The organism is Actinoplanes sp. TBRC 11911, assembly GCF_012933445.1.
In the GTDB taxonomy this organism is placed as follows: domain Bacteria; phylum Actinomycetota; class Actinomycetes; order Mycobacteriales; family Micromonosporaceae; genus Actinoplanes.
On sequence record NZ_JABBNC010000005.1, the window covers coordinates 108944 to 135049 of the forward strand.

General features: G+C 69.5%; 20 protein-coding genes. 9 read left to right on the forward strand and 11 right to left on the reverse strand.

The features are described 5' to 3' along the window. Positions 1 to 57 precede the first annotated feature (57 nt). Positions 58 to 1101 carry an alpha/beta hydrolase family protein gene (locus tag HH310_RS10000; protein ID WP_169175175.1) on the reverse strand — a complete coding sequence of 348 codons (1044 nt, stop codon included), beginning with the start codon at positions 1099 to 1101 and terminating at the stop codon, positions 58 to 60. Positions 1102 to 1302: 201 nt separating this feature from the next. On the opposite strand from HH310_RS10000, the gene HH310_RS10005 reads away from it, so the two are divergent. The 4 genes from HH310_RS10005 to HH310_RS10020 are packed head-to-tail and all read left to right on the forward strand — an operon-like array spanning position 1303 to position 5821. Then, positions 1303 to 2085, forward strand: coding sequence for an SCO2525 family SAM-dependent methyltransferase (locus tag HH310_RS10005; RefSeq protein ID WP_169175176.1), 783 nt, complete (start codon positions 1303 to 1305; stop codon positions 2083 to 2085). Between the two features lie 34 nt (positions 2086 to 2119). Then, on the forward strand, positions 2120 to 3967 hold the full coding sequence (locus HH310_RS10010) for an SCO2524 family protein (protein ID WP_169175177.1): 1848 nt from the start codon (positions 2120 to 2122) through the stop codon (positions 3965 to 3967). Between the two features lies 1 nt (position 3968). Beyond that, entirely contained in the window at positions 3969 to 4880 is a 912-nt protein-coding gene (locus HH310_RS10015; RefSeq protein WP_169175178.1) for an SCO2523 family variant P-loop protein, read from the forward strand. Further along, on the forward strand, positions 4877 to 5821 hold the full coding sequence (locus HH310_RS10020) for an SCO2522 family protein (protein WP_169175179.1): 945 nt from the start codon (positions 4877 to 4879) through the stop codon (positions 5819 to 5821). The genes HH310_RS10015 and HH310_RS10020 overlap by 4 nt, the downstream gene beginning before the upstream one ends. Here HH310_RS10020 and HH310_RS10025 read toward each other — a convergent pair. After that, positions 5806 to 6810 (reverse strand): DUF6879 family protein, encoded by a 1005-nt coding sequence (locus tag HH310_RS10025; RefSeq protein WP_169175180.1) that lies wholly within the window; start codon positions 6808 to 6810, stop codon positions 5806 to 5808. The two genes, HH310_RS10020 and HH310_RS10025, sit on opposite strands and share 16 nt — an antisense overlap. Then, entirely contained in the window at positions 6807 to 7739 is a 933-nt protein-coding gene (locus HH310_RS10030) for an SCO2521 family protein (protein ID WP_169175181.1), read from the reverse strand. The genes HH310_RS10025 and HH310_RS10030 overlap by 4 nt, the downstream gene beginning before the upstream one ends. Positions 7740 to 8017: 278 nt before the next feature. Here HH310_RS10030 and HH310_RS10035 point away from each other — a divergent pair, with 278 nt between their 5' ends. After that, positions 8018 to 8989: an FAD-dependent oxidoreductase gene (locus tag HH310_RS10035; protein ID WP_169175182.1), complete on the forward strand. Its 972-nt coding sequence runs from the start codon at positions 8018 to 8020 to the stop codon at positions 8987 to 8989. A gap of 70 nt (positions 8990 to 9059) precedes the next feature. Here the strand turns inward: HH310_RS10035 and HH310_RS10040 are convergent, their stop codons facing one another. The 7 genes from HH310_RS10040 to HH310_RS10070 form a co-directional block, all read right to left on the reverse strand. Next, a complete protein-coding gene (locus tag HH310_RS10040) occupies positions 9060 to 10406 on the reverse strand; it encodes a carbohydrate-binding protein (protein WP_169175183.1) in 1347 nt (448 codons plus the stop codon). Positions 10407 to 10471: 65 nt separating this feature from the next. Beyond that, positions 10472 to 11554 (reverse strand): winged helix DNA-binding domain-containing protein, encoded by a 1083-nt coding sequence (locus tag HH310_RS10045; protein WP_169175184.1) that lies wholly within the window; start codon positions 11552 to 11554, stop codon positions 10472 to 10474. Positions 11555 to 11587: 33 nt separating this feature from the next. Next, complete coding sequence (gene pgi / locus HH310_RS10050) at positions 11588 to 13219, reverse strand: glucose-6-phosphate isomerase (protein ID WP_169175185.1); 1632 nt, start codon at positions 13217 to 13219, stop codon at positions 11588 to 11590. 148 nt (positions 13220 to 13367) lie between these two features. Then, positions 13368 to 13637 (reverse strand): hypothetical protein, encoded by a 270-nt coding sequence (locus HH310_RS10055; protein WP_169175186.1) that lies wholly within the window; start codon positions 13635 to 13637, stop codon positions 13368 to 13370. Between the two features lie 32 nt (positions 13638 to 13669). Then, the gene (locus HH310_RS10060) at positions 13670 to 14452 is read right to left on the reverse strand and encodes an ABC transporter permease (RefSeq protein ID WP_169175187.1); all 783 of its coding nucleotides are present in this window, start codon (positions 14450 to 14452) and stop codon (positions 13670 to 13672) included. After that, positions 14449 to 15348: an ABC transporter ATP-binding protein gene (locus HH310_RS10065; protein WP_169175188.1), complete on the reverse strand. Its 900-nt coding sequence runs from the start codon at positions 15346 to 15348 to the stop codon at positions 14449 to 14451. Before HH310_RS10065 ends, HH310_RS10060 begins: the two co-directional genes overlap by 4 nt. Before the next feature lie 127 nt (positions 15349 to 15475). Then, positions 15476 to 16660: a dipeptidase gene (locus HH310_RS10070; protein WP_169175189.1), complete on the reverse strand. Its 1185-nt coding sequence runs from the start codon at positions 16658 to 16660 to the stop codon at positions 15476 to 15478. 181 nt (positions 16661 to 16841) lie between these two features. On the opposite strand from HH310_RS10070, the gene HH310_RS10075 reads away from it, so the two are divergent. From HH310_RS10075 to HH310_RS10090, 4 genes are all read left to right on the forward strand, one after another. Continuing rightward, positions 16842 to 18419: a DNRLRE domain-containing protein gene (locus tag HH310_RS10075; RefSeq protein WP_248293860.1), complete on the forward strand. Its 1578-nt coding sequence runs from the start codon at positions 16842 to 16844 to the stop codon at positions 18417 to 18419. Positions 18420 to 18540: 121 nt separating this feature from the next. Then, positions 18541 to 21069, forward strand: a complete 2529-nt coding sequence (locus tag HH310_RS10080; RefSeq protein WP_248293861.1) for a bifunctional diguanylate cyclase/phosphodiesterase — start codon at positions 18541 to 18543, stop codon at positions 21067 to 21069. Positions 21070 to 21256: 187 nt separating this feature from the next. Continuing rightward, positions 21257 to 23422, forward strand: coding sequence for an RICIN domain-containing protein (locus HH310_RS10085; protein WP_169175192.1), 2166 nt, complete (start codon positions 21257 to 21259; stop codon positions 23420 to 23422). A gap of 82 nt (positions 23423 to 23504) precedes the next feature. Further along, positions 23505 to 25175, forward strand: coding sequence for an FAD-binding dehydrogenase (locus HH310_RS10090; RefSeq protein ID WP_169175193.1), 1671 nt, complete (start codon positions 23505 to 23507; stop codon positions 25173 to 25175). Here the strand turns inward: HH310_RS10090 and HH310_RS10095 are convergent. Then, positions 25132 to 26085 carry a phosphotransferase gene (locus HH310_RS10095; protein ID WP_169175194.1) on the reverse strand — a complete coding sequence of 318 codons (954 nt, stop codon included), beginning with the start codon at positions 26083 to 26085 and terminating at the stop codon, positions 25132 to 25134. The genes HH310_RS10090 and HH310_RS10095 overlap by 44 nt on opposite strands. Positions 26086 to 26106: the final 21 nt, after the last annotated feature.

The following is a 26106-nucleotide window of genomic DNA, read 5'->3' on the forward strand; positions in this document are numbered from 1 at the left end:
ACTGACTCTGCCCGCAACAACACGTGGTATCGGCCGAGTATTTCAAAATTGTAGGACTTAGGCTGCGGCGGCGGTCACACTCAGTCGCTCGGCGAGCCACTTGATCGCCAGCGGGTACCGGTAGTCGATCGCGCCGTGCCCCGCGTCGAACAACTCGAAGTGGATCTTCTCGGGCGGCACCCCGACGCGCTCGAGGCCCTGCCGGAACGCGTCGGCACCGAGATCGAGGAACCACTCGTCGTGGGTGCCGGCGTCGATCCAGATCGCGCGCTGTGAAAGTAGCGCGTCCCGGTATCGATCGACCATCCGCACCGGGTCCCAGGCCAGCCAGCGGTCCCAGAGCTCGGGAATGAGCTGCCCGGTGCGCGGGTCGAAGGGCAGCCGCGGCGTGCCGTCCGGGTCGGCGGAGAAGCAGGCCGCGACACCGAGCGTGATCAGCAGCGTGGTGTCGTGCTTGTTGGTGAACGCGGTCCGCGACCGGAAGTCGGCCCACCACTTCTGCACGTCGTGGTCGAAGTCGCGCAGCGCCCGGGCCGCCTTGCTGAACTCGGTCAGGTAGCAGTACTCGTACAGGGTGTCGCCGGCGTGCGTGGCCAGCGCGCCGAACAGGTCGGGCCGCAGCATCGGCGTGATCATCGCGCCGAACCCGCCGGACGACTTGCCGGCGATCGCGCGCGAGTCGCGGGCGGCGATCGTGCGGTAGTGGGCGTCGACCCACGGGACGACCTCGTCACAGAGGTAGGAGTGGTACTTCCCGGTGCCGGGCGAGTCGACGAACTGCGAGCCGCCGTACGACGTCCAGGCGTCGACGTAGACGATGATGCAGGGCGGGGCCTGCTCCCCGGCGAAGACGGCGTCGGCGGTCTCCAAGGGGGTGCGGCGGTACGCGGTGCGGTTGGCCCACATCGCGACGTGCCCCGTATATCCCTGGATCACGTAGATCACCGGGTACCGCCGGTCGCCGGACGCGTCGTAACCGGGCGGGGTGTAGATCCACAACGGGCGTACGTGGGGATCGCCCAGGGGGTTGTCCCGCAGTAGTCGCGAGTCGATGGTCTCGTGGTCCACGCGGCCGGCCAGTTCGGGTTCCCAGATCGACATGCGGAACAGTCAATCACTCGTCGGGGCGAAATGGGTTGCGGGTGACGCGCACCCTGGGCACGTACTCTAATACCGCCGTCGGAGAATTCGGGCAATCCAGCGTGTGGCTGATCGCCATTCGGGGGACGATGTCCTAATGTGCAACGGTCCAACTCGCCGTCTCGTTGATGCACGTGTCAGCTCGTGAAGCAGGAGGAGTCCGTGGCCAAAGGCGATACCACCGGCACGGCGACGAAACTTGTCGCCGACCGGAACGCTGACGCCCCATGGGACTCGTTCGACTCCGACGCCTACTACAGCCACAACTACGGCCACCTGCGCGCGGACGACAAGCAGATCATCACCCTCGTCGCCGACTTCTTCCAGCGCGCGGACCGCCGATACGGTCGCTCGCAGCAGCTGGCCCGGGCGATCGACGTCGGCAGCGGCACCAACCTCTACCCCGCACTGACCATGCTCCCGTACGCCTCGGAGATCACCCTTTTCGAGCGCGCGTTCTCCAATCGGGAGTGGTTGTCCCACTCCTTGAAACAGCCGCAGGTTTCGTGGGAACGGGAGTTCTGGGCGGCGATCTCGCGGGGCCGCGACGCGTACGAGAGAATCGGCAAGCCGATCGACACGCTCGCCGGGCTGGCCCAGATCGTGAAGGGCAACGTCTTCAACCTCGCGCCCGGCCAGTACGGGCTCGGCACGATGTTCTTCGTGGCCGAGTCGATCACCTCACGCACCGACGAGTTCCAGCGTGCGACCCGCAGCTTCGTCGGCTCGCTGGTGTCCGGCGCGCCCTTCGCCGCCGCCTTCATGTGCAACTCCGCGGGCTACCTGGTGGCCGATCAATACTTCCCCGCGTGCTCGGTCGACCAAAAGGATGTCGAAGCAAGCCTTGCCCCGGTGGCTCGCATCGAGCAAATTGAGACGGTGGACAGTAACGACCTCCGCGACGGTTACTGCGGGATGATCGTGGCCACGGGATGGAAGAGGTAGCACAGCCCACGGACGGGTAGGTGACGGACCACCGATGCAGATCCAGCCGCGCCAGCAACTCCTCGACATCTGGCAGGCGACCGCGCGGGTGTCCTATCGCGACGGTGCCTGGCTCCCCGGCGGACGAGACGGCAGCAACTCGATCAGCGACGCCGAACAACTGCTCTGCATCATGGCCCCGGCCACCGAGATCCTGCTGTTCCGGCTGGACCGCCCGGACGCGGTCGCGAACGACGTGCTGGAAAAGCTCAGCGACCTCGGCGACAACCTGCAGATCCCGCAGCGCCTGATGCGGGCCCTGAGCGCCTACATCGACCGGTACACGGCGCCGGACGGCACCCCGATGTTCTCCGGCGGCAGCTACTTCCGGTCCGATGTCGAGGGTGAGGAGATCAAACAGGCGCAGCGCGACCTGGACGTCGTCGACTCCTTCTCGATCTCGATCACGTTGATGCTGGCGATCGTGGGCTTCACGAAAATCTTCCGGCAGGTGGTCACCCGGGCCACGCTGGTCGAGCAGGTCGACGCGCTGGAACGCAAGGCCAACCGGCGGCTGACCGCGGCCATGCTCGGGCTGCTGCGCAGCTTCGCGGTCAACGTGTTCAATGCGGACAGCAAGTACGGCCGCGAGCTCATCCGCACCGTCAACCAGGAACGCCGGCCCGCCCACCAGGTGGTGGAGGAGGTCCGGGAGGCGCTGCTGGAGATCAACGCCAGACTCCGCGACGACGTCCAGATCGGTTCCGGCGCCGCCGAGGGCAGCGAGCTGGACAACCCGAACCGGCTGTTCGAGTGCGGCTGGTCCTGGGGCATCGTGCGGGACGCGCCCGAGGTCGAGACGAGCGCCGAGGTCGGCGTGCAGAAACCGGGCACCGCGCAGAACGCCCCCTATCTGTACTTCACGACCGTGGCGCTGGACGCGATCCAGGCGCTGTCCTCGGAACGCACCCGGCTGCTCGGCCTGCTCGACTCCGAACAGTCGCGTCTGGCGCAGTCGTTGCAGCTGCGCTTCGAGCTGACCCGGTCCTACTGGGCCACGATCGGCACGTTCGGCTCCGGGCGCTGGCCGCTGGAGGACCTCCCGTGGCGGGCCACCGACGGCATCGAGTTCGACTACTTCAGCCTGCTGATCGCCGGCATGGTCATGCAGAACATGCAGTCCGTCCGGGCCTCCACCTCGGACCTGCGCCGGGTCGGCGGCGTGCTGGAGGAGTTGGCGAACCGCAGCCGGATCACCCGTCGCTCCACCGAACCCGAGGCCGCCGTCGACGTCCACCACCCGGGCCTGCATTTCCCGCTCGAGGGCAGCGAGGACGTGGGCGGGCCGACGCTGGCGTGGACGGTCGGCGACATCTCGCCGCTGCTCTGCAAGCGCACGCTCAACCTCGCCCGGATGGTCTCGGACGGCGCCGCGCGCAGCCGCCTGCTCGAGCTCTCCGACACGATCTGGGAGCACCTGCGCGAGCGGATGATCCTGGTCGACGACGACCGCGGCCTGTGGGACCGCCCGTCCGGAGCGTTCGAGTATCTGGCCGACGACTTCCACGAGGTGTCCTGGTACTACACCAAGCGGGTGGTCGACTGCCTGGTCACCGCCGCGCAGGTGACCAGCGAGACGCCACCGGCCAGCGACCTGCTCGGCCGGATCGCCGCCGATCTGCTCAACGAGGCCGACCACCTGTACGACCGGGAGCTGCTCAACGGCACCACGACCCGCGGCGAACGGCTGCGCGTGGAGCTGGAGCGGATCGGCACCGAGCTGGGCCGGGCCCGCACCGTGCGCCGGGAGCGGCCGGGCGTGGCGGTGGCCCTGGTCGAGGAGGTCCTGCGACGGCTCGACCGGCTCTCCGCGGCTCGCCGCGCCGACAGCGGAGTCACCTGACATGATCATCTTCGCGACGTCCGACAAGGGCGGCACCGGCCGTTCGGTGACCAGCAGCAACCTGGCGTACCGGTACGCGCTGCAGGGCAAGGACGCGTGCTATCTGGACTTCGACTTCGGCTCGCCGACCTCGGGCGCCATCTTCGACCTGCCCGAGGTGCAGGCCGGCGTCGACCGGGGCGGCCTGCACAGCTTCCTGATCGAGGGCGCCGAGCCGGTCGAGATCGCGATCTGGGGCACGTCGCAGCGCGAGGCGTTGCGGGTGCGGCCCGGCGGCGCGGGTCAGCTCAGCCTGATGCCGGGCGACCGCGGCCGGGGCGAGTTCGCCTCCTCCGCCGACATCGTGCGCCGCTGCGCCGAGCTGCTGCTGCGCGCCGACGAAGAGTACGACCTGGTGCTGGTCGACCTCAGCGCCGGCCGCTCGTACGCCGCGGAGATCGTGCTGGAGGCCACCGCGAGCCTGCCGGCCAGCGTGATCGCGCGCTGGGTGGTCTTCCACCGCTGGACCAGGCAGCACATCATCGCGGCGAGCAACCTGGTGCGCGGCCCGCAGGGCATCCTGGACACGGCCGCGCGCAAGGGTCACGACCCGGTGCTGATGCAGGACCGGATCCGGTTCGTGCGCACCGCGGTGCTCGACCCGTCCGCGCCCGAGCAGGCCGGCCTGCGCCCCGAACAGCTCGCCTGGCTCGACGTCTGCAACCGGCGGCTGCAGGAGCTGGCCAGCCGGTCCAAGGTCGGCCGCGCCTACCTGCTGGGTGAGGTGCCCCTCGACCCGGTCCTGCAGTGGCAGGAGCAACTGATCTCCAACGACGACGTGTGGCTGCACCGCACGGCCAACGAGCGGACCGTGAACGCGTTCGAGGAGCTGGCCAAGAAGATCGTGGACGAGAGCTCCTGGGAGGGGCTGTGACCGACGTCTTCACCGAGGAGAGCGCACTGCCGGGGGTGCGCTCGGTGGCGTTGTCGCACCTCTCGCTGGAGCTGGGCCACCTCTACGTGGAGGATTTCGACCTCGGCGAGGCCCGGCTGCGCGAGCACTTCCGCAAGGTCGCGCCCTGGGCCGAGGCCGTGCGCCGGGAGGTCGCCGCCGAGCTGCCCGCGGGGCGGCGTCCCCGGGTCAGCACGTGCTTTCTCATCGACGACTACTTCACCAAGTTCTCCACCCCGCGCGAGGTGGTGGCGTCGCTGGTGAGCGCGGCCGCCGAGGCGGGCCTGACCATCGACTACGTGGCACGGGAGTCGGGCTGCGCGCGCGCCGACGGGATCGACCTGGCCACGCTGGTGCAGCAGCACCTGGCCGAGGAGCCGCCGGAGGGCAGCACCGGCCGGCGGCCGCCGACCAGCGTGACCGGGTGGCTGTCCAACGGCGAGCGCACCCCGGTGACCACCGCCGCCGCCATGGAGGCGCGCAGTCAGTGGCGGCCGCCGCGGCAGAGTGCGGTCCGGCACCACTCGATCTTCGTGGACATCGAGCTGTGGAGCGACGGACCGGAGGGCCGGCTGTGGTCCTGCCCGTTCCTGGCCGCGGTCTGGCAGCTGCAGCGGCTCGGCCTGCTGCGCCACCAGGGTGACCCGATCGCCGAGCCGGCCACGGTCGGCGAGATGCCGTCGGACTGGGACGCGATGCCCCCGATCGTGCAGCTCAGCCCGTCCGCGGCGCCGATGCGGGCGTACCGCACGTTCTCCCCGCTGGACGGCCGGTTCCTGCCGGTCGAGCTCGCCGTGCGCACGATCCTCACGCAGGTCGCGATCGACCCGCTCGTGCTCGACGACATCGCGGCCCGGGCCGGGAACGAGGGTGTCGCGTTCGCCCGGGAGACGGTCGATCGGGTCGGTTACGCCTTCGTCTGACTCTCCGGCACCGCCGTGCGCAGCTCGCGGGAGACGTCCCACAGCTCCTCGTAGAGCTGCCAGCACTCCAGGACCCGGCTCTCGGTGAGGACCAGGCGGGTCTCGGCGACCTGGGTGGATTTCAGGTCGCCGATGGTCGGGACGGTCTCGTACACCAGGATCTGGTCGAACAGGATCAGGTCGCGCACCTGGACCTGCAGCGGCGGCGGCACCGAGGTGCGGTCGAGCAGGCGTACGGTGATGCCCATCTTCTGCTGTTCCTCGTACGCGCGCCGCAGGTCCAGGTCGTACTCCATGTCGGGCGAGTCCAGCACGAAGATCCGCCGGACGCGGCGCCCGGCGTTCGCGGCCCGGCGCTGGGCGTCCAGGTATCGCTGGCCGATCTCGCTCGTCCACAGGTCGTGGTCGACGGCGGCCATGCTGATCGCGTCCACGCTGACGGTGGCGGTGCGGGTGAGGCCGAGCAGCCAGTCCCGGTCCTCGCCGTAGTAGGTGACCGTGCCGGCCTCGCCGAGCTGCTTGAGGAAGTCGGACATCTCCTTGATCCGGGACTGCGCGAAGTTGTAGACGATCGGCGGCGACGTCGCCTGGATCTGGGTGGAGTTGCGCACGAACTGGGTGACCAGATCCGTCTGCAACGCCGACGCCTCGACCAGCCCGAACAGCTCGGTCGCCTCGCTCATCTCCTTGAACGCGCCACCGACCAGCTGGTTGACGTCGTGCAGGGCGTCGCCGACCAGCTTGTGCATCTCATCGGTGGAGTCGCGCTCGAGCCGCTCCACGGCGGCCAGCCGGTTCTCGAAGTCGCGCAGGAAGCGGACCATGAGAATGATGCCGCCGATCAGGATCGACAGCATTATCGACATCACCGGCTCCTGGTTGAGCGCGTTGGTGACCAGGTAGGTCAGGCCGCCGCTGACGACGGTGAGCAGCACGGTGCGGATCACGCTGGAGCCGTTGGCGGGCGTCCGCAGCGGTTCGGCGTTCACCGCGGCATCGCCGTGGACAGGGCGGCCGTGGCCAGGCCGACGGAGAGCTGGTCGCGGATGCGGTGCGACAGCGCCTCCCACTGGCGGCTGAACCCGGCGTGCCGTTCCAGCACCGCCCACAGCTTCTCGCCGAGCTCGTCGCCGCCGGTCGCCGGCATCCACAGATGCAGGATGTGGTCGATCGCGGGCCGCAGGCGGTCCAGCGTCTCGGCCCGCGACGCGATGCCGATCGAGGCCTTGCGGACGTTCTCGATGAGCGTGGACACCAGCCAGTCGTGCAACGCGACATCCTCGCAGACCGCGGCGAGGCGCGGGGCGATGGCGTACGAGGTGGTCAGGCGCAACAGACGCAACCGCCGGTCGTGCAGCGTGAACCGCACCTGCGCGAGCTCGACCCGGTCGTCGATCCGGGCGACCCACCGCAGCTGGGAACGGGCCGCCCGTAACGTGTCGGTGCCGCCGCCGCGCGCGGACGCCTGGACCTCGCCGGTGATCCGCCGGGCGACCGCGCCGAGATCGAGCGTGTCCGGCTTGCGGTCCGGGTTGGCCAGCGAGTCGGCCAGCGTGTCCGGGTTGACCTTGCCGATCGTCTCGACGACACCCGGCCGGCTCAGGTAATGCGACCACGGGCGTCGCGAGCTGCCGTCGGCGCGCACCACCGTCGCGTACGCCGAGCCCTGCACCACCGCGCCGTCGACGATCGCGGCGCGCTGCATCACGGTGCCGATGCCCCGGGTGTGCCGGCGCAGGCCGTCGAGCTCACAGTCCACACCGACCGGTCGTTGTGGCGATCGCACGTATGCTCGCGGCCGGGTGGAGACCAGCACCCGTTCACCGGCGACGAGATCGACGAGGCGTCGTCCATCATCGCCGGACGCCAGGTCCCGCCCCCGTAAAAGACCGGTGTCCACCTCACCCACGACGAGCACGTCGGGCCCCCTATCCTCGACGAGGCGGGGAACCTGGGGCGGACGCACCGCAGTGCTGGTCCGCGTTGACCGTAACGCCCCAGCGGCGCGTTCCCGCCAGCCTGTCGATTGGAACGCAAAGGACGGAGGATTGCAACCGTCGGTGATCGCTTGTGGTCGGTGAGTGTCCGTAGCATCCTTCGGACGCGGACGACAACCTCCATGCGCCCAAGTCCGCACCGGTCGTATATTTACCTTCCGCCGGGCGATCCCCCATCGATCACCGTTAGCGTCGAAAGATGACCTCCCACCGACCCGATGTGCTCGTCGTCGGCGCCGGTGTCTCCGGCCTGACCACCGGCGTGCGTCTCGCCGAAAGCGATCTGCGGGTGCGGATCCGGGCCCTCAAGGAGCCGGCCGAGACCAGCTCGGCGGCGGCCGGGGCGATCTGGGACCCGATCTACGCCAAGCATCCGCGGGTCGAGTTCTGGGCCGCCCGCAGCTATCAGGTGTTCGAGGCGCTGGCCCTGGCCGGGCTGCCCGGGGTGCGGATGGTCGACGGCGTCGAGGCGTCCCGCACGCCGATCCCCTCCCCCTCCTGGGCGTCCGTGCTGCCCGGCTTCCGCGAGTGCGGCCCGGACGACCTTCCGGCCGGGTTCGCGAGCGGCTGGCACTACACGGCGCCCATCATCGACATGCCGCCCTACCTGCGCACGCTGTCCGACCGGTTGCTGGCGGCCGGGGGCGAGCTGTTGTTCGGCTCGCAGCTGCAGTCGCTGGGCGAGGCGCTGGCCGACGCCGACGTGGTGGTGAACTGCAGCGGGGTGGGCGCGCGCGACCTGGTGCCCGATCCGGAGGTGCAGCCGATCCGGGGGCAGCTGGTGGCCGTGCGCAACCCCGGTCTGCAGGAGTTCTTCGCCGAGCACACCGACGAGCTGGGCGAGATGACGTACCTGCTGCCGCAGGGCGAGGTGCTGCTGCTCGGCGGCAGCGCGGAGAAGGGCGAGGCCGAGCCGGTGCCGGTCGCGGACGTGGCAGCGGCGATCGTGGCCCGGTGCAGCGAGATCTTCCCGGAGCTGGCGGACGCGGAGATCCTCGGCCACCGTACGGGGATCCGGCCGTCGCGGCCCGAGGTGCGCCTCGAGCACGAGGATCTGGGCGGCGGGCGGCACATCGTGCACAACTACGGCCACAGCGGCGCCGGGGTGAGCCTGTCGTGGGGCTGCGCGGAGGACGTGACCGCGCTGGTCCGCGACATCCTCGGCGATTAGGGGCGCCCCGGTTGGGGCCGCCCCTTTTAAGGCGGCGGGGCCGCCCCTTGGCGAGCGGCCCCGCTTTCGGTCAGCGGCCCTGCAGGCGTTTCACGTTGTCGCCGAACGTCCAGCCCTTCGAGCCGTCCCAGTTGATCGACCAGGTCATCAGGCCCTTGATCGAGCTGACGCTGTTGTACGCCTGGGTCACCAGCGACGGGGTCATGTAGCCGCCGCCCGCGCCGGACTGGGCCGGCAGACCCGGGACCTGCTTGTCGTACGGGATCCGGATCGTGGTGCCCTGGATCGTCAGCCCGTTGTTGAGGCACTGCGTCTGGACGGTGAAGCCCTGCACGGTCCCGGCCGAATACGAGTCACCCGAGCAGCCGTACATGCTGCCGTTGTAGTACTGCATGTTCAGCCACCACAGCCGGCCGTTGTCCAGGTACTTCTTGATGATCGGCAGGTACGAGCCCCAGATCGACCCGTAGGTGACACTGCCACCCGTCACGTACGCCGTCTCGGGCGCCATGGTCAGGCCGAAGTTCGACGGCATCCGCGCGAGCACCCCGTCGATGATCCGGATGAGGTTGGCCTGCGACGTGGACAGCGTGCCGATGCTGCCGCTGCCGGTCAGCCCGGTCTCGATGTCGATGTCGATGCCGTCGAAGTTGTACTGCTTCAGGATCGGCACGATCGTGCTGACGAACTTGTCGGCGACCGCGCTGGAGCTCAGGTCGATCCCGGCCGCGGCCCCGCCGATCGACATCAGGATGGTGGCGCCGGACGCCTTGGCCGCGCACATCTCGGCGGGTGTGGACACCTTCACCCCGGCGTCCATGCCGTTCTCCCAGAGGACCGTCCCGTCCGAGCGGATCACCGGGAACGCTGCCATCAGCACGTTGTAGCCGTGCTGGGCCATCCGGCTGTCGTTGATCGGGATCCAGCCGAGGCCGGGGTGCACGCCGTTGGAGGAGCCGTCCCAGTTCTCCCAGTAGCCCTGCAGCACCTTGCCCGTGGGCCGCGACTTGACGGCGCAGGTGGTGCCGCCGGGCGGGCTCGTCGGCGGTGTCGTGGGTGGAGTGGTCGGCGGTGTCGTGGGTGGCGTGGTCGGTGGTGTCGTGGGTGGCGTGGTCGGTGGTGTCGTCGGGGGTGTTGTCGTGCCGCCGCCCCCGGTGCACGCGCCGAGGTCGCGCCACAGCGTCGGCGTGCTCGACGGCGTCCAGCCGGCCCCGGCCCACGCCGTGTGCGTCACCAGCGCCTGGTAGTTGTGACCTTGGTAGGTGACCTGCTGCCCGACGGTATACGTGGGGCCCTCGGTCCAGGTGACCGCGGCACAGGCGACCGCTGCCACGCCCGCGGGCGCGAACGCCACCGCCGAGCCGAGCGCCAGCACCGCCCCCGCGACCAGCGCAAACAATCGACGTCGGACTCTCATGGCCTACCCCCTCGACACGAACGTGATGTGCGGCACCCACATCATGAAACTCACGTTCATAAATATCAAGGGTTGTTAACAGTGAGCGGCACTCCCAGATAGGCGGCGAACGGTTTCAGGGCCTTTTCGGCGAATGCGAGATCGAACTCGGCCAGCGGCAGCACGGTGACCGTCACGCCCTTGCGGGTCAGCGTCCGCTTCCAGGTGGCCATCACGCGACCGTCGCGCACGATGGTCGACTGGAAGACGCCGTTGCCGCCCGGGATGATCGCGGCGAGCTGCTCGGGAGTGGCCATCAGCGAGCGGTCCTTGTAGCCCAGCATGTATTCGTCGAAGCCGGGAAGCGCGCGCCAGCCCCGGAAAACGCTCGGCTCCGCGTCGGCCGCCATGATCATCTCGACCCCGTCGACGTCGACCGGGGTCAGCGTGTCGCCCGCCTCGGCGATGCCGGCCTTGCAGTCGGTCATCGGCAGGCCCGTCCAGCCGGCGAAGTCCTTGCGGGTGGCCGGGCCGTGACTTCGGAAGAAGCGCAGCGCCATGATGCCCAGCGCCTCCTCGCGCGACGGACGATTCGGCGCCGGGACCCAGTCGTCGAGCAGCACGAACGTCTGGTCTTTGCCGACGTGCGGCGCTATCGCCGTCACGGCACGCTGCGACGCATACCACAGCAGGTGGTAACCGCGCTGGCCGGTGACCTCGACGCCGCCGTCGGTGAGGGTGGCCAGGCACTCGGCTCGCGTCATCCGTCCGCCGCCGGCGAGGGCGGAGCCGAGGATCTCGACGGCGCGCTCGACCGTCTTCTCGTCGAGGCCCAGCGTCTCGCGGCGCTTGGCGGCCCCGGCGAGGGTGCGCACGCCCATCAGATCGAGCATCCAGTGCGCGTCGGCGGCGGGGACGAAGTGGACCGTCCCGCGCATCGGCCACGTGCGTAGCACGGTCCGTTTCTCCAGCGCCGCGTTGACGTCGTCGAGTGACGACCCCGGTAATCGGCAGCCGAGCGACCAGAGCGCGCTGTTCACATCCTGCGCCTGCATCGCGCCGAACCACTCGACGACGCCCGCGACGGTCGACGGGCCGCCGCTTCCGCTTTCGCTGCGGCGCAGCAGCAGGCTTGTCATCCGCAGGCCCAGGGCCGTCCTCGCATCCATGGACAGACCCTAGGCCCGGGGTACGACACATTTTCAGCCGCGGCGAAGCGACCGGTACAGCTTGATCAGGTTGTTCGTCGAGGAGTCCCCGTCGGCGGCCGGATCCGACGACGCGGTCAGTTTCGGCGCCAGCTGGTTCGCCATCACCTTGCCGAGCTCGACACCCCACTGGTCGAAGGAGTTGATCTCCCAGATGGTGCCCTCGGTGAACGTGATGTGCTCGTACAGGGCGATGAGCTGGCCCAGCACCGACGGCGTCAGCTTCGGCGCGATGATCGTCGTGGTCGGGTGGTTGCCCTGCATGACGCGGTGCGGCGCCACGCTCGCCGACGTGCCCTCGGCCTCGACCTGCTCCAGCGTGCGGCCGAAGGCGAGCGCCCCGGTCTGCGCGAAGAAGTTCGACATGAACAGGTCGTGCATGCCGTCGATGTCGTGGTTGGGCTGGCCGAACCCGATGAAGTCCGCCGGGATCGTCTTCGTGCCCTGGTGGATGAGCTGGTAGAAGGCGTGCTGGCCGTTGGTGCCGGGCTCACCCCAGTAGACCTCGCCGGTCTGGTACGTGACCGGGCTGCCGTCCAGGCGCACCGACTTGCCGTTGCTCTCCATGGTGAGCTGCTGCAGGTAGGCCGGGAAACGGTGCAGATATTGTGAATACGGCAGGATGGCGTGCGACTGCGCGCCGAGGAACGTGTCGTACCAGACGTTGATCAGGCCGAGCAGCGCCGGGACGTTGCTCTCCACCGGCTGGCTGCGGAAGTGCTCGTCGACGGCGTGGTAGCCGGCGAGCATGTCGGCGAACTGCTCCTTGCCGATCGCGATCATGACGGACAGGCCGACCGCGGAGGGCAACGAGTAACGCCCGCCGACCCAGTCCCAGAAGCCGAACATGTTGGCGGTGTCGATACCGAAGTCGCTGACCCGCTGGGCGTTCGTGCTGACCGCGACGAAGTGCTTGGCGACGGCGGCCTGCTCGTTGCCGAGGCCGGCGAGCAGCCAGTTGCGGGCCTCGGTCGCGTTGGTCAGCGTCTCCTGCGTGCCGAACGTCTTGGACACGATCACGAACAGCGTGGTCGCCGGGTCCAGGTCGTGCGTCTTGTCGTGCAGGTCGGTGGGGTCGATGTTCGAGATGAAACGGCACTCGATGTCGTCCGACTTGAAGGCCTTCAGCGCCTCGTACGCCATGACCGGCCCCAGGTCGGAACCGCCGATGCCGATGTTCACCACGGTCTTGATGCGCTGGCCGGTGTGACCCTTCCAGTCGCCGGAGCGCACCCGGTCGCTGAACTGGCCCATCCGGTCGAGCACCTCGTGCACGTCGGCGACCACGTTCTGCCCGTCGACGACGAGCTGGGCGTCGCGCGGCAGGCGCAGGGCGGTGTGCAGCACCGCGCGGTCCTCGGTCACGTTGATGTGCTCACCGGCGAACATGGCCGCCGTACGCTCCCGCAGCCTGGCGCGTTCGGCCAGCGCGATCAGCGCGCTCATCACCTCGTCGGTGACCAGATTCTTGCTGTAGTCGACCGTCAGGTCGGCGACCTTCGTGGTGAGGCGCTCGCCGCGCCCCGGGTCGCTGCCGAAGAGGTCGCGCAGGTGCACGGCCGAGAACTTCTCCGCGTGCGCTTGAAGGGCCTGCCATTCGGCACTGTCGGAAACGTGTTCGCTCATTGGCCTTGTCTCTCGATCGAACCCGGACTCTCGTCCTCATCCTGGCACGAACCGGTGGGCTCAGCGTGAGAGACGCCGGACAGGCGAGGCACAAGCCACATTCCCCGTACGCGACGGCTCGGCCCCCGGCCCGGGAGCATGCCGCGAGTCATTCGAAAAGCGAATGGTCCTTTCCGTCGCCCTCACTGCGGCGCCGCGCTCGCCGCCGCATCTGCACCACGATCATGTCGACGACCGCGATGGCCGCCCACGCGAGCAGCAGCCACCCGGGAAGGATCTGGTCGATGGTGAACAACCAGATCCCCAGCACCGTGCACACCACGAAACCGAACGCGGCCAGGATCAGCCGCAGGTTCAGCGGGCTGTAGGGCTCGCCGACGGTTCCGCGGCGGCCGGGCGGCTGTGGACCGATGGGCATGCCGCACCGTACCCCCGCCCGGCCCGCCGAAACTAAGACACCTCCCGTCGCGTCGTACGCCACGCCCCGGCCAGCAGCGGCAGCAGCACCCAGACCGCCGCGGAGACGCCCAGACGTGCGTACTCACCCGAGGTCATCGACGGCTCGGTGAGCTGGTTCCCGGTCGCGTTGAGATCCAGCCACCCGGCCGCCGTCTTCAGCGCCGTGATCGTCTCGCCGAGCACCGACCAGAGCGTGGGCAGCGCCGCGTACGTGACGATGGCCAGCGGAGAATTCAGCAGGAGGGCACCGAACCCCATGCCCATCAACACGAAGATCACCTGCCCCAGGAGCCCCTGCCAGAGGAGGCTGCCGTCGGCCCGCCAGCCGCCGTCGCCGCCGAGCGCCATGCCGAGCAGGTTGGCCGCCGCGCTGAGGGCCGCCGTGGCCAGCACCGACGCGAGCGCGACCAGGCAGCCGGCGAGGATCTTGGCGACGAACACCCGGCCGCGCGCCGGGACCAGGGCAAACGTGGTGACCGCGGTGCGCTGCGACCATTCGCTGGTCATCGAGAGGATGCCCAGCACGGGCAGCAGGAAGAAGCCCGGCACCAGCCCGAACTCGAAAAAGTTCGAGAAGGTCTGCTCGTTGCCGGGAGCCCAGCCGAGAATCACCGCGGACGTGCCGGCGGTGGCCAGGCCGATCACGATCAGCAGCCAGAGCCCGGCCCGGGTGTCGCCGAGTTTGCGCAGCTCGACGACCGTGAGCCGGGTCATCGGGACGGGCTTGACCGGCCCACTGAGCTGCCGCACGCCGGCGGTCGCGACGGCGGTCATCGGACGGCCTCCTGCACGGACTCGCCGGCGGTCAGGGACAGGAACATCTGCTCGAGGCCGCCGGAGCCGGCCGGACGCAGCTCCAGCAGCACGACGCCGGCCGCGGCGGCGGCCCGGCCCACCGATTCCGCGCCCGCCTGCACGATGACGCCCCCGTCGGTCGCCCTCGTCCCGGCCAGGCCGGCCCGCCGCAGCGCCGCGTCGAGCGCCTCCGGATCGAGCGCGCGCACCAGCGTGCCGGAGGTGGCCAGCAGCTCGTCCTTGTCGCCCTGCGCGACGACCCGGCCCGCGCCGATCACCACCAGGCGGTCGGCGACCGCCTCCACCTCGCGCAGCAGATGCGAGGAGAGCAGCACCGTGCCGCCCTTGTCGGCGAAGTCGCGCAGCAGCCCGCGCATCCAGAAGATGCCCTCCGGGTCGAGGCCGTTCGCCGGCTCGTCGAGGATCAGCACCGACGGGTCGCCGAGCAGCGCGTGCGCCAGCCCGAGCCGCTGGCGCATGCCCAGCGAATAGGCCCGGACGCGGCGCTTGGCGGCGGCCGCGTTGAGGCCCACCCGGCCGAGCGCGCGGCCCGCCTCGCTGCGGTCCACGCCCATGGTCAGCGCCGCGACACTGAGCACCTCGCGGCCGGTGCGCCCGGCATGCTGGGCCGAGGCGTCGAGCAGCACGCCGACGTGCCGGCCCGGATTGCCCAGGCGCTGGTAGGGGACGCCGCTGATCGTGGCGTGGCCCGCGGTGGGCCGGGTGAGTCCGCAGATCATGCGCATGGTGGTGGACTTGCCGGCCCCGTTCGGGCCGAGGAAGCCGGTCACCGTGCCGGGCTCGCACGTGAACGACACGTCGTCGACGGCCGGGTGCCGTCCGTATCTCTTGCTGAGATGTTCGACCGCAATCATGCCGTTCAGCGTGCCGGGGCCGGGTGGCCGCGCGCGTCGGCCATGAGTCGATGGCCGCAAACTTTGGTCCATTCATTTCATCGACTTTGGTCGGTATCGGCGCGACGGCCCTGAGCCGTACCTTTTCTCAGCGAGCCGGCACCGACGGCCACAGGGGTTCCTGGGCCGCCCGCTCCGACTCACGCAGCACACGAAGGATATTGCCGCCCGCCAGTTTGTCGAGGTCCCCCGATGACCAGCCCCGTGCCGACAGTTCCGCCATCAGCCGCGGATAACCGCTCACGTCCGTCATGCCGGTCGGCATCTCGACCGTGCCGTCGTAATCGCCGCCCAGGCCCACATGATCGATCCCGGCCACGTCACGCGCATGGTCCACATGGTCGGCGACCTCCGCCGCCGACGTGGACGGGCGCGGGTGCGCCGCGAGCCACGCGCGGAACGCCGGCGCGTGCATCGGGTCCGGCGCCCCCTCGACGTCCGGTGCGGCCACCGGGTCCTCGGCCGGGCGCGGCGCCCGCTGCCACGGCTGCTCGGGCAGCGGCCGGAGCCCGAGGCGCTGCCACTCGGCCTGCGCGGCCCGGTTCCAGTCCAGCACGGCCGCCGAGATGAACGGCTCGACGAAGGTCAGCTGGATCACGCCGCCGTTGCCGCGCAGGCGGGTCAGCACGTCGTCGGGCACGTTGCGCGGATGGTCGGTCAACGCACGCACACTGGAGTGACTGAAGATGACCGGAGCGAAAGCCGTGTCCAGCGCGGCATGCATCGTCGCGGGTGCCACATGAGACAGATCGACCAGCACGCCGATGCGCTGCATCTCGCGCACGATCGCGCGGCCGTCGTCGTTGAGGCCGCCCACCGTGGGCTCCCGCACGGCGCAGTCGGCCCAGGACGTGTTCTCGTTGTGCGTGAGGGTCACATAGCGCACGCCGAGGCGCGCGAACGCCCGCAGCACGCCCAGCGAGTTCGCCAGGCTGTGGCCGCCCTCGATGCCGATCAGCGAGGCGATCCGTCCCGCGGCGATGGCCCGCTCGACGTCGTCCGCGCTGTAGGCGATAGCGAGGTCGCCGGGGTGCGCCGCGACCATCCGGTAGACGGCGTCGATCTGCTCCATGGTCGCCACCACCGACTCCGGCTCGCCCAGGTCGGCGGGGACGAAGACCGACCAGAACTGGCCGCCGACGCCGCCCGCCCGCAGCCGCGGGATGTCGGTGTGCAGTCCGGGGCGCGTCTCGTCCAGGCCGTCGACCCGGGAGGCGAAGCGGGCCCGCAACTGCATGGGCAGGTCGTTGTGTCCGTCGATGATCGGCATCATGGTCACTGGCTACCCGGAAAGTGTGCGCGTGCGCAACTAGGCGTCCGCTCCGACCTTTCCGCGCCCGGAAACAGGCAACCGGGTGGCACCCGTGCGCTCACTGGGCGTGCACCATCGGACCAGCAATCTCTTTCGCATGCCCGGCCGAACGGCGGCCGGACAACGCGGGGGAGATCAGATTTTGCGTCGCTCGAAGCTGCTCGGCTACAGCTCCGTCCTGACCGCAGCGCTCGCGGGGGCGAGCGCCATCGTTTCCGGCCCGGCCTACGCCGCCGGTGGCTCGCTCACCCTCAACGCGACCGAGGACACGTACGCCTCGAGCGCGCGCACGTCGACGACCTTCGGCACCGAGGACAAGCTCGTCGCGGGCGTGCTCGGCAACGACGTGAAGACCGCCTTCCTGAAGTTCGTGGTCCCGGCCGGCACCAAGGTCGCCGGCGCCCGCCTGAGCCTGACCCCGCTGGCCGCCTCGACCGGCAAGCTCACCCTGCGCAAGGTCGCCGACAACGGCTGGACCGAGTCCGCGCTGACCTCGGCCAAGGCCCCCGCGCTGGGTGCCGTTCTCGGCACCGCGGCGGGCGAGCTGACCTTCGACCTGGGCTCCGCGATCACCGGCCCGGGGACGTACTCGTTCGCGCTGACCTCGACCGGTGCCCCGGTGCGCGTCGGCTCCTCGGAGTCGAAGACGGCCGCCCCGGACCTGGAGGTCACCACCGAGGGCGACACGTCGCCGCCGGCGGCCTCGAAGCCCGCGGCGACCACGCCGGCCCCGGCGGCCACCCCCGCCACCAAGCCCGCCCCCGCCCAGGCCGCCAACGGCGGGAACTGCGTGACGGGTGCGAACCTCGTGCCGACCTGTGGGGTCCTCTGGGGCGCCGCCGCCGGTGGCTTCACCGACGCGCCGCGCGACCAGGCCCTCAAGGACTGGGAGAAGCTCAGCGGCCGCACCGCGAGCATCTTCCACACCTACCACAAGGGCGACGAGGTCTTCCCGACCAAGCCGGAGATCGCCATGACCGGCGACGCCGCGCACCCGCGGGTGCTGCTCACCAACTGGAAGATCGCCTACGGGTCGACCTGGGCCAAGGTTGCCAAGGGCGAGCAGGACAAGCGCATCGACACGTTCGCCGAGCGTGCCAAGGCGTACGGCAAGAAGTTCTTCCTGGTCCTGAACCACGAGCCGGAGAACGATGTGGTCGCGCGCGCCGGGTCGGGCTGGGAGGCCAAGGACTTCGCGGCGATGTACCGGCACACGATCCAGCGTCTGCGTGCCAAGGGCGTGACCAACGTGATCAACGTGATGGCGTACATGGGCAACGAGAAGTGGATGGCCCAGAGCTGGTGGAAGGACCTGTACCCGGGCGACGACGTCGTCGACTGGATGGGTCTGGACTCGTACGTGTCGGCGGAGAAGGGCTACTACCACTTCGGCAAGTTCGCGGACCTGCTGGACCGTGCCCCGACCGGTGGCGGCCTCGGCTTCTACGAGTGGGCGACGACCAAGCACGCGAGCAAGCCGATCATGGTCGCCGAGTGGGGTGCCTACCACCGGGTCGGCAAGATCGCGGACAAGGCGCCGGTCTACGACAGCGTCAAGGCCGAGCTCCTGAAGCGGCCGGCGATCAAGGCGATCGTGTACTTCGACACGAAGAAGGACGACCAGGGCGACCGGGACATCAGCATCGACAGCACCGCGACCGCGCTGTCGGCGTTCAAGAAGCTCGCGGCCGACCCGATCTTCCAGGTGAAGCTGGGCTGACCCGTCGACGGCGTGATGCCGGGCGATCACCGGCGCCCCGTCTGATTTTCCTCAGATGGGGCGCCGCACGCCCGATTCTGCTGAGCGACGGGGTGTGGTTTCGCTCGGGGAGGAAGGCAGGATGACGCTCGCCGCTTTCTTCGCCCTCGCCGCCACCGGGACAGCGCTCGCCGCGGCCATCGCCTGCCTGGTCCAGGCCTGGCGGCGCCGCGGCCGCAACCGGGCGTCCTGGGTGGCGCTCGCCCTCGCCCTGATCAGCGGAGCGCTCGCCGGGCCGGCCGGTCCGGACGGCCCGCCGGGAGCGGGTCATCTCGGCATGGTGGTGCTCGCCGCCGCGGCGGTCTGCCTCATGCCCGGCCCCGCGTCGTCCCGGATCAGCCGGGTGCGCGCCCTCTTCGACGCGGTCCTCGTCGCGAGCACCCTGCTCACGATCGGCTGGGGTCCGGTGATCGCCCCGGTGCTGGCCGCGGGCGGCACGCTGACCTACCCGATCGCCGACGTCCTGCTCGCCACGGCCGGGCTCACCGTGCTGGGGTATTGGAACCGCCACCTGCGCTCGCGGCGCACGATCCTGCTCTTCGGCCTCGGCCTGCTCGTCGTCGCGATCGCCGACTCGGTCGCGCAGCGCATGATGGCGGAGGGGCATCACCCGTCCGGGACGGCCGCCGGGAGCCTGGCGGGCTTCGCGCTGATCCTGGGCGGCACGATCTTCGCCCTTCGCGAGCCGCTGCCGCCGGGCGGCCGGCGACGCGTCGTCGAGTCCGAGACCCGGACGCTCGCGATCCTTCTCCCGTACGCGCTGGTCCTGCTCACCTTCGTCATGGGTGTCGTCTGGCTCGCGGCGACGGGCGCGCCCAGCGGCTTCGGTATCTGGTCCCGATTCGTCCTGATCTTCATGGTGGCGATCCGTCAGGTGCTGCTGCTCCTGGAGAACCGCCGCCTGGCACGTCGCCTGGAGGACCGGGTCGCCGAGCGCACCGCCGAGTTGCAGGCGCGCGAGCAGCGTTTCCGCGCGCTGGTCGAGCAGAGCAGCGACTGCCTGGCGATCGTCGAGGCGGACTCGACGATCCGGTACCAGAGCGAATCCGTCAAACGCATCTTCGGCTACGCCGCGTCGGACGTCGTCGGCCGCAAGGCCGTCGACGTGGCCGGCAGTGGCGAGCGGATCCAGGCCGGCATCGACGAGGTGCTGGACCGGCCCGGCGCGACCACCGTCTTCGAGATCACGCTCGCGCACGCCGACGGCCGGCCCCGGCTGGCCGAGATGACCATCACCAACCTCATGGACGATCCCCACGTACGCGGCCTGGTGTTCAACACCCGCGACGTGAGCGACGCCCGCGACCTGCAGGAACAACTGCGCCATGAGGCGTACCACGACTCGCTGACCGGGCTGGCGAACCGATCGCTCTTCCGCGAACGGCTGGCCGGCGCGGTCGAGCGCCGGGAGTGCGGCGAGAAGGTGGCGATCCTGTTCCTGGACCTGGACGGGTTCAAGGAGGTCAACGACAGCCTCGGCCACATCGCCGGCGACCATCTGCTGGTCCAGGTCGCCGGGCGGCTGCGCGACGGTGTGGGCGAGCCGCACATGGTGGCCCGGCTCGGCGGCGACGAGTTCGCGGTCATCGTCGAGGCCGACGACGCGCGGTCGGAGGCCGAGAGGATCGCCGCGCACATCCTGGCGATGCTCGACCAGCCCTTCCCGGTGGACGGCCGTGACGTGCAGGTCGGCGCCGGCATCGGGGTGGCGACCGCCGCCGACGCCGGGGACATCGAGCAGTTGCAGCGCAACGCGGACCTGGCGATGTACCGGGCGAAGGACGCCGGCGGGGGCGTCTACGCGACGTACGACCCGCGCATGCACGACGACCTGGTGCACCGGCTGGAGCTGGCCGCCGACCTGCGGCTCGCGTTGCAGCGCGACGAGCTGGTGCTGCACTACCAGCCGACCGTCGACCTGCGGACCGGCGAGATCGTCGGGTTCGAGGCGCTGGTGCGCTGGATGCACCCGGCCCGTGGCATGGTGCCGCCGCTCGACTTCATCGGCGTGGCCGAGTCGACCGGGCTGATCGTGCCGCTCGGCCGGTGGGTGCTGGCCGAGGCCTGCCGCCAGGCGGTCGCGTGGGACCGCCCGCTGAAGATGGCGGTCAACGTGTCGGTGCGCCAGTTCGACGACGAGGACCTGGCCGCCACGGTGGCCGAGGTGCTCAGCGAGACCGGCATGCCCGCCGACCGCCTCTGCCTGGAGATGACCGAGAGCGTCCTGCTCACCGACACCGACGAGAACCTGGCCCGGATCGTACGGCTGAAGGCGCTCGGCGTGATGCTGGCGATGGACGACTTCGGGACGGGCTACTCGTCGCTGGCGTATCTGCGCCGCTTCCCGATGGACGTGCTCAAGATCGACCGCTCGTTCGTGGACCGGCTGGGCGGCGCGAGCGAGGACGAGGTGCTGGTCAACACCATCGTGCGGCTGGGCCAGCGGTTCGGCATGCAGACGGTGGCGGAGGGTATCGAGGACGCCCGCCAACTGGACATCCTGCGCGAGATGGGCTGCGACTTCGCCCAGGGCTACTTCCTGTCGCGGCCGCTGCCCGCCGCCGAGGCCGGGCGTCTGCTGGAGAGCGGCCTCCCGGTGCCCGTCAGCTGACCGGCGGGGCCCAGCCCGGCCGCGGGATCAGGCAGGCCGGCCGGGTCGGCGAAGACGCCCTCCCGGTTCCGGAACCCTTAAGGGAAACTTAAGTCGGTCGATGCCCGCTTGACCATCGACGCGTCGCGGCGGAACTGTTAAGGGACTTTCCGGTTCCCCATCCCCCATCCCCACCGGGAGATCCCCCATGCGAAAACGCGCCTTGACGGCGGCTTTTGCGGCGATCATCGCCTGCGTTGCCGCCGTCGGCTTCGTCGGAGTCACGAGCGCCTCCGCGGCGTCGTCCGGCACGATCGTCAGTTCCGCCAACGGCAAATGCCTCGACGTCACGAACGGCTCGACCGCCAACGGTAACCAGCCGCAGATGTGGGACTGCACGAGCGGCAACCAGAACCAGGTGTGGACCCTCGCCGACAACGGTTCGGTCCAGGCACGCGGCAAGTGCCTGGACGTCGCGAACAACTCGACCGCCAACGGTGCCGTCGTGCACCTGTGGGACTGCTTCGACACGGTGGCCACCCAGAAGTGGACGCTGAGCGCGTCGAAGGACCTGGTCAACTTCGCCGCGAACAAGTGCCTCGACATCAAGGACAACAACCTCGCCAACGGCGCCAAGCTGCAGCTCTGGGACTGCTCGGGCGGCGCCAACCAGAAGTGGACGTTCTCGGGAGGGACCACGACACCGCCGCCCACCAACCCGAACGACCCGGATCTCGGTCCGAACGTCACGATCTTCGACCCGTCGATGTCGTCGGCGACCATCCAGAGCAAGCTGAACAGCGTCTTCAGCCAGCAGCAGACCAACCAGTTCGGCAACGCCCGGTACGCGCTGCTGTTCAAGCCGGGCTCGTACAACGTGGACGCGAACGTCGGCTTCTTCACCCAGGTCGCCGGGCTCGGCCTCACCCCGGACCAGGTGAACATCAACGGCCACGTGCACGTCGAGGCCGACTGGTGGCCGGACGGCACGCAGAACGCGACGCAGAACTTCTGGCGGTCGGCCGAGGGACTGTCCGTGACGCCGGGCGACGGGCTCGACCGCTGGTCGGTGTCGCAGGCCGCGCCGTACCGCCGTATGCACGTACGGGGAAATCTGGCGTTGTCCGACGGTGGCTGGTCGTCCGGTGGTTTCATCGCCGACTCGAAGATCGACGGGCAGATCCAGTCCGGGTCGCAGCAGCAGTTCCTCACCCGTAACTCGCAGATGGGCAGCTGGAACGGCTCGAACTGGAACCAGGTCTTCGTGGGCAGCCCGGGCGCTCCGGCGCAGAGCTTCCCGAGCCCGCCGTTCACCACGATCGGCAGCGCGCCGGTGATCGCCGAGAAGCCCTACCTGTACGTGGACAGCGCCGGCGCGTACCAGGTCTTCGTTCCCGCCGTACGCACCAACGCGAGCGGGACGAGCTGGCAGAACGGCAACCCGGCCGGCTCGTCGCTGCCGATCAGCACGTTCTACATCGTCAAGAGCGGCGACACCGCCACGACGATCAACGCGGCCCTGGCCGCCGGCAAGAACCTGCTGGTCACGCCCGGCGTCTACCACCTGAACCAGACATTGAACGTGACCCGGGCGAACACCGTGATCCTCGGTCTGGGCCTGGCCACGTTCATGCCGGACGGCGGCGTCGACGCCATGCACATCGCGGACGTCGACGGGGTCAAGCTGGCGGGCGTGCTGTTCGACGCCGGCACCACCAACTCGAACGTCCTGCTGCAGGTCGGTCCCACCGGGTCGACGGCGAGCCACGCGGCGAACCCGACGGTCCTGTCCGACGTCTTCGTGCGGCTCGGCGGCGCGGTCGCCGGTAAGGCCACGGTCAGCATGCAGATCAACAGCAACAACGTGATCGGCGACCACGCCTGGATCTGGCGCGCCGACCACGGCAACAACGGCACATGGGGATGGACGCTCAACCCCGGGCGCAACGGGCTCGTGGTCAACGGCAACGACGTGACCTTCTACGGCCTGTTCGTCGAGCACTACCAGCAGTATCAGACGATCTGGAACGGCGATCGCGGGCGCACCTACTTCTACCAGAACGAGATGCCGTACGACCCGCCGAACCAGGCCGCGTACATGAACGGCTCGACGCAAGGCTGGGCGGCGTACAAGGTAGCCGACTCGGTGACCACGCACGAGGCGTACGGGCTGGGCAGTTATTGCTTCTTCAACGTGAACAAGGCGGTGGTCAACGCCCGCGCGTTCGAGGTCCCGGTGAAGTCCGGGGTCAAGTTCCGCGACATGGTGACCGTCTCGCTGGGCGGCACCGGCACGATCACGCACGTCATCAACAACACGGGCGACACGGTCAACAGTGGACACCAGGTGACCAGCATCGTCACCGGCCCATAGCGGTCGTTTTCGGCCCGGCCGCGACCACTCGCGGCCGGGCCGATCGATTGCATACGAAACTTTTTCGTATAAATTCCTGGTCGTGAACGCAGACGCCATCGTTGTCGGCGCCGGCCTGGCCGGGCTCGCCGCCGCCCATGAACTGACCCGCGCCGGCAAGAAGGTCGCCCTGGTCGATCAGGAGAACGCCGCCAACCTCGGTGGGCAGGCCTTCTGGTCGTTCGGCGGACTGTTCCTGGTGAACACGCCGGAGCAGCGGCGGCTCGGGGTCAAGGACTCGGTCGAGCTGGCCTGGAACGACTGGCAGGGCAGCGCCGCGTTCGACCGGCTCGACGACGAGGATTCCTGGGCGGTGCGCTGGGCCCGGGCGTACGTGGAATTCGCCGGTGGGGAAAAACGCAGCTGGCTTTCCTCGCTGGGATTGAGCTGGTTGCCGACGGTCGGGTGGGCGGAACGCGGGAGTCTGCGCGCGGACGGGCACGGCAATTCGGTGCCGCGTTTCCACGTCACCTGGGGTACCGGTACCGGTGTCGTGGCGCCGTTCGTGCAGTCGATTCTGCGCGCCGCCGACGATGGGCTGGTGACATTCCACCATCGGCATCGCGTGGACGAGCTCATTTTCGACGGCGAGACCGTCACGGGCGTACGGGGGAAATTGCTGGCGCCGTCGGACACCGCCCGGGGGGTGCCGTCGAACCGGTCGGAGATCGGTGAGTTCACACTGAACGCGGCGGCGGTCATCGTCACCACCGGTGGCATCGGAGCAAACCACGATCTCGTACGCCGGTACTGGCCGGCCCGATTAGGCACGGCGCCGTCGTCGATGGTGACGGGCGTTCCGGCGTACGTGGACGGGCGCATGCTGGATATCGCCGACAAGTCGGGCGTGCGGCTGGTGAACCGGGATCGCATGTGGCACTACACCGAGGGCATCCAGAACTTTCAGCCGATCTGGCCGGGGCACGGCATCCGGATCCTGCCCGCGCCGTCCTCGATGTGGTTCGACGCGCTGGGTCGCCGGCTGCCGCTGCCGTGCCTGCCCGGTTACGACACGATGAGCACGTTGCGTTACCTGCGGACCACACCGGACATCGCTTCGTATTCGCATTCGTGGTTCATCCTCACCCAGAAAATCATCAAGAAAGAGTTCGCGTTGTCCGGCTCCGAACAGAACCCGGACATCACCGCGAAAGACCGTCGCGCCTTTTTGAAAGAGCGGATTCTAGGCAAGGCGGCGCCGGGGCCGGTCGAGGCGTTCAAATCGCGTGGTGCCGATTTCGTGGTCGCCTCGACGCTGGACGAACTGGTCGCCGGAATGAACAAGCTGACGTCGTCGCCGTTGCTGGAACTCTCGGTGATTCGCGAGCAGATCGAGGCGCGCGACCTGCAGATCGCCAACCCCTACAGCAAGGATGCCCAGGTCCAGGGGATTCACAACTCGCGGCGTTACCTTGGCGACAAACTCGGCCGGACGGTGACGCCACATCGGATCCTGGATCCGGCGGCTGGCCCGCTGATCGGCATCAAGCTGCACATTTTGACCCGCAAGACGCTGGGCGGAATTCAGACCGATCTGTCATCGCGCGCCTTGCGGCACGACGGCTCCCCCATTCCCGGCCTGTACGCGGCGGGCGAGGTCGCGGGCTTCGGAGGGGGCGGGGTGCACGGGTACAACGCTTTGGAGGGAACCTTCCTCGGGGGTTGCCTGTTCAGCGGGCGGGAGGCGGGCCGGGCGGCGGCTCGGGCGGTCTGAGTTCCCGGATGCGCCGGACCGCGCGCCGGAAGTATCGGTGATCCGGCGGTCGGGTGAGGAAGTCGGCGAGGGCGAAGAGGTCGAGGGCTTGGCTGAGCCGTCGCCAGTCGGCGGGCAGGTCGCCGCCGGATTCGCGGAAGCCGTCCACGAAGCCCTGCTCGAACGCGGGCGGCCGGGGGTCGCGGAGCATGTTGCCGATGTCGACGAGCGGGGAGCTGCTGAACGCGAACTCCCAGTCCAGGACGGCGGTGACCTGCCATGTCGTCCCGTCGGGCCGGGCGACCAGCAGGTTCTTCGGGTTGAAGTCGGAATGCACCAGCTGCCGGGAGCCGCGCAGGACCCGCAGGTCATCGGTGGCCCGCTCGGCGACGCGCAGGAGTTTGCGCTGGTCCTCGTCGCTCAGGTGGCCTTGGGCGTTGCCGTCGGTCAGACAGCGTTCGACGAATACGTCGAGGTCGCTGGTGGGCTCGATCCCGTCCGGCGTCAGGCGGCCGTCGGAGAAGAACCCCGCTGAAGCGAAGGTGATCGACCCGAGGGCAGCGAGCGTCGCACCGACCGCGTGGCCGAGCTGCGCTGACGCGGGTGGCGGGTCGGTCAGCACATGGCCGAGCAGCTGTCCGGGCATGAAGGTGGACAGGAGCGCCGGTTCACCGGCTGCCCCGCCGGACGGATCGGCCGCGATCACCTCGGGCACCGGGACCACCCCGCTCAGCCGCGCGGCGAGGGCGGCCTCGACCGCCGCGGAATTTTTGCGCAGATAGCGTCGCAGCACGTATTCGCCGCCGTCTGCGAGGGTGACCAGCGCATTGTCGTTGCTGAATCCGCCGGTGAGCGGGCGGGTCGTGGCGACCTTCCGCCCGGGGAGGGCAAGGGTTTCGATCCAGTGACGGATTCGCGGTTTCAGCTCCACGTTGCCGGGTTCCTTCCGTGG

Coding starts and splice junctions, on each gene's coding strand:
- HH310_RS10000 (WP_169175175.1), bottom strand. CDS start 1,101: ATGTCGATCTGGGAACCCGAACTGGCCGGCCGCGTGGACCACGAGACC.
- HH310_RS10010 (WP_169175177.1), top strand. CDS start 2,120: ATGCAGATCCAGCCGCGCCAGCAACTCCTCGACATCTGGCAGGCGACC.
- HH310_RS10015 (WP_169175178.1), top strand. CDS start 3,969: ATGATCATCTTCGCGACGTCCGACAAGGGCGGCACCGGCCGTTCGGTG.
- HH310_RS10035 (WP_169175182.1), top strand. CDS start 8,018: ATGACCTCCCACCGACCCGATGTGCTCGTCGTCGGCGCCGGTGTCTCC.
- HH310_RS10040 (WP_169175183.1), bottom strand. CDS start 10,406: ATGAGAGTCCGACGTCGATTGTTTGCGCTGGTCGCGGGGGCGGTGCTG.
- HH310_RS10045 (WP_169175184.1), bottom strand. CDS start 11,554: ATGGATGCGAGGACGGCCCTGGGCCTGCGGATGACAAGCCTGCTGCTG.
- pgi (WP_169175185.1), bottom strand. CDS start 13,219: ATGAGCGAACACGTTTCCGACAGTGCCGAATGGCAGGCCCTTCAAGCG.
- HH310_RS10055 (WP_169175186.1), bottom strand. CDS start 13,637: ATGCCCATCGGTCCACAGCCGCCCGGCCGCCGCGGAACCGTCGGCGAG.
- HH310_RS10060 (WP_169175187.1), bottom strand. CDS start 14,452: ATGACCGCCGTCGCGACCGCCGGCGTGCGGCAGCTCAGTGGGCCGGTC.
- HH310_RS10065 (WP_169175188.1), bottom strand. CDS start 15,348: ATGATTGCGGTCGAACATCTCAGCAAGAGATACGGACGGCACCCGGCC.
- HH310_RS10070 (WP_169175189.1), bottom strand. CDS start 16,660: ATGATGCCGATCATCGACGGACACAACGACCTGCCCATGCAGTTGCGG.
- HH310_RS10080 (WP_248293861.1), top strand. CDS start 18,541: ATGACGCTCGCCGCTTTCTTCGCCCTCGCCGCCACCGGGACAGCGCTC.
- HH310_RS10085 (WP_169175192.1), top strand. CDS start 21,257: ATGCGAAAACGCGCCTTGACGGCGGCTTTTGCGGCGATCATCGCCTGC.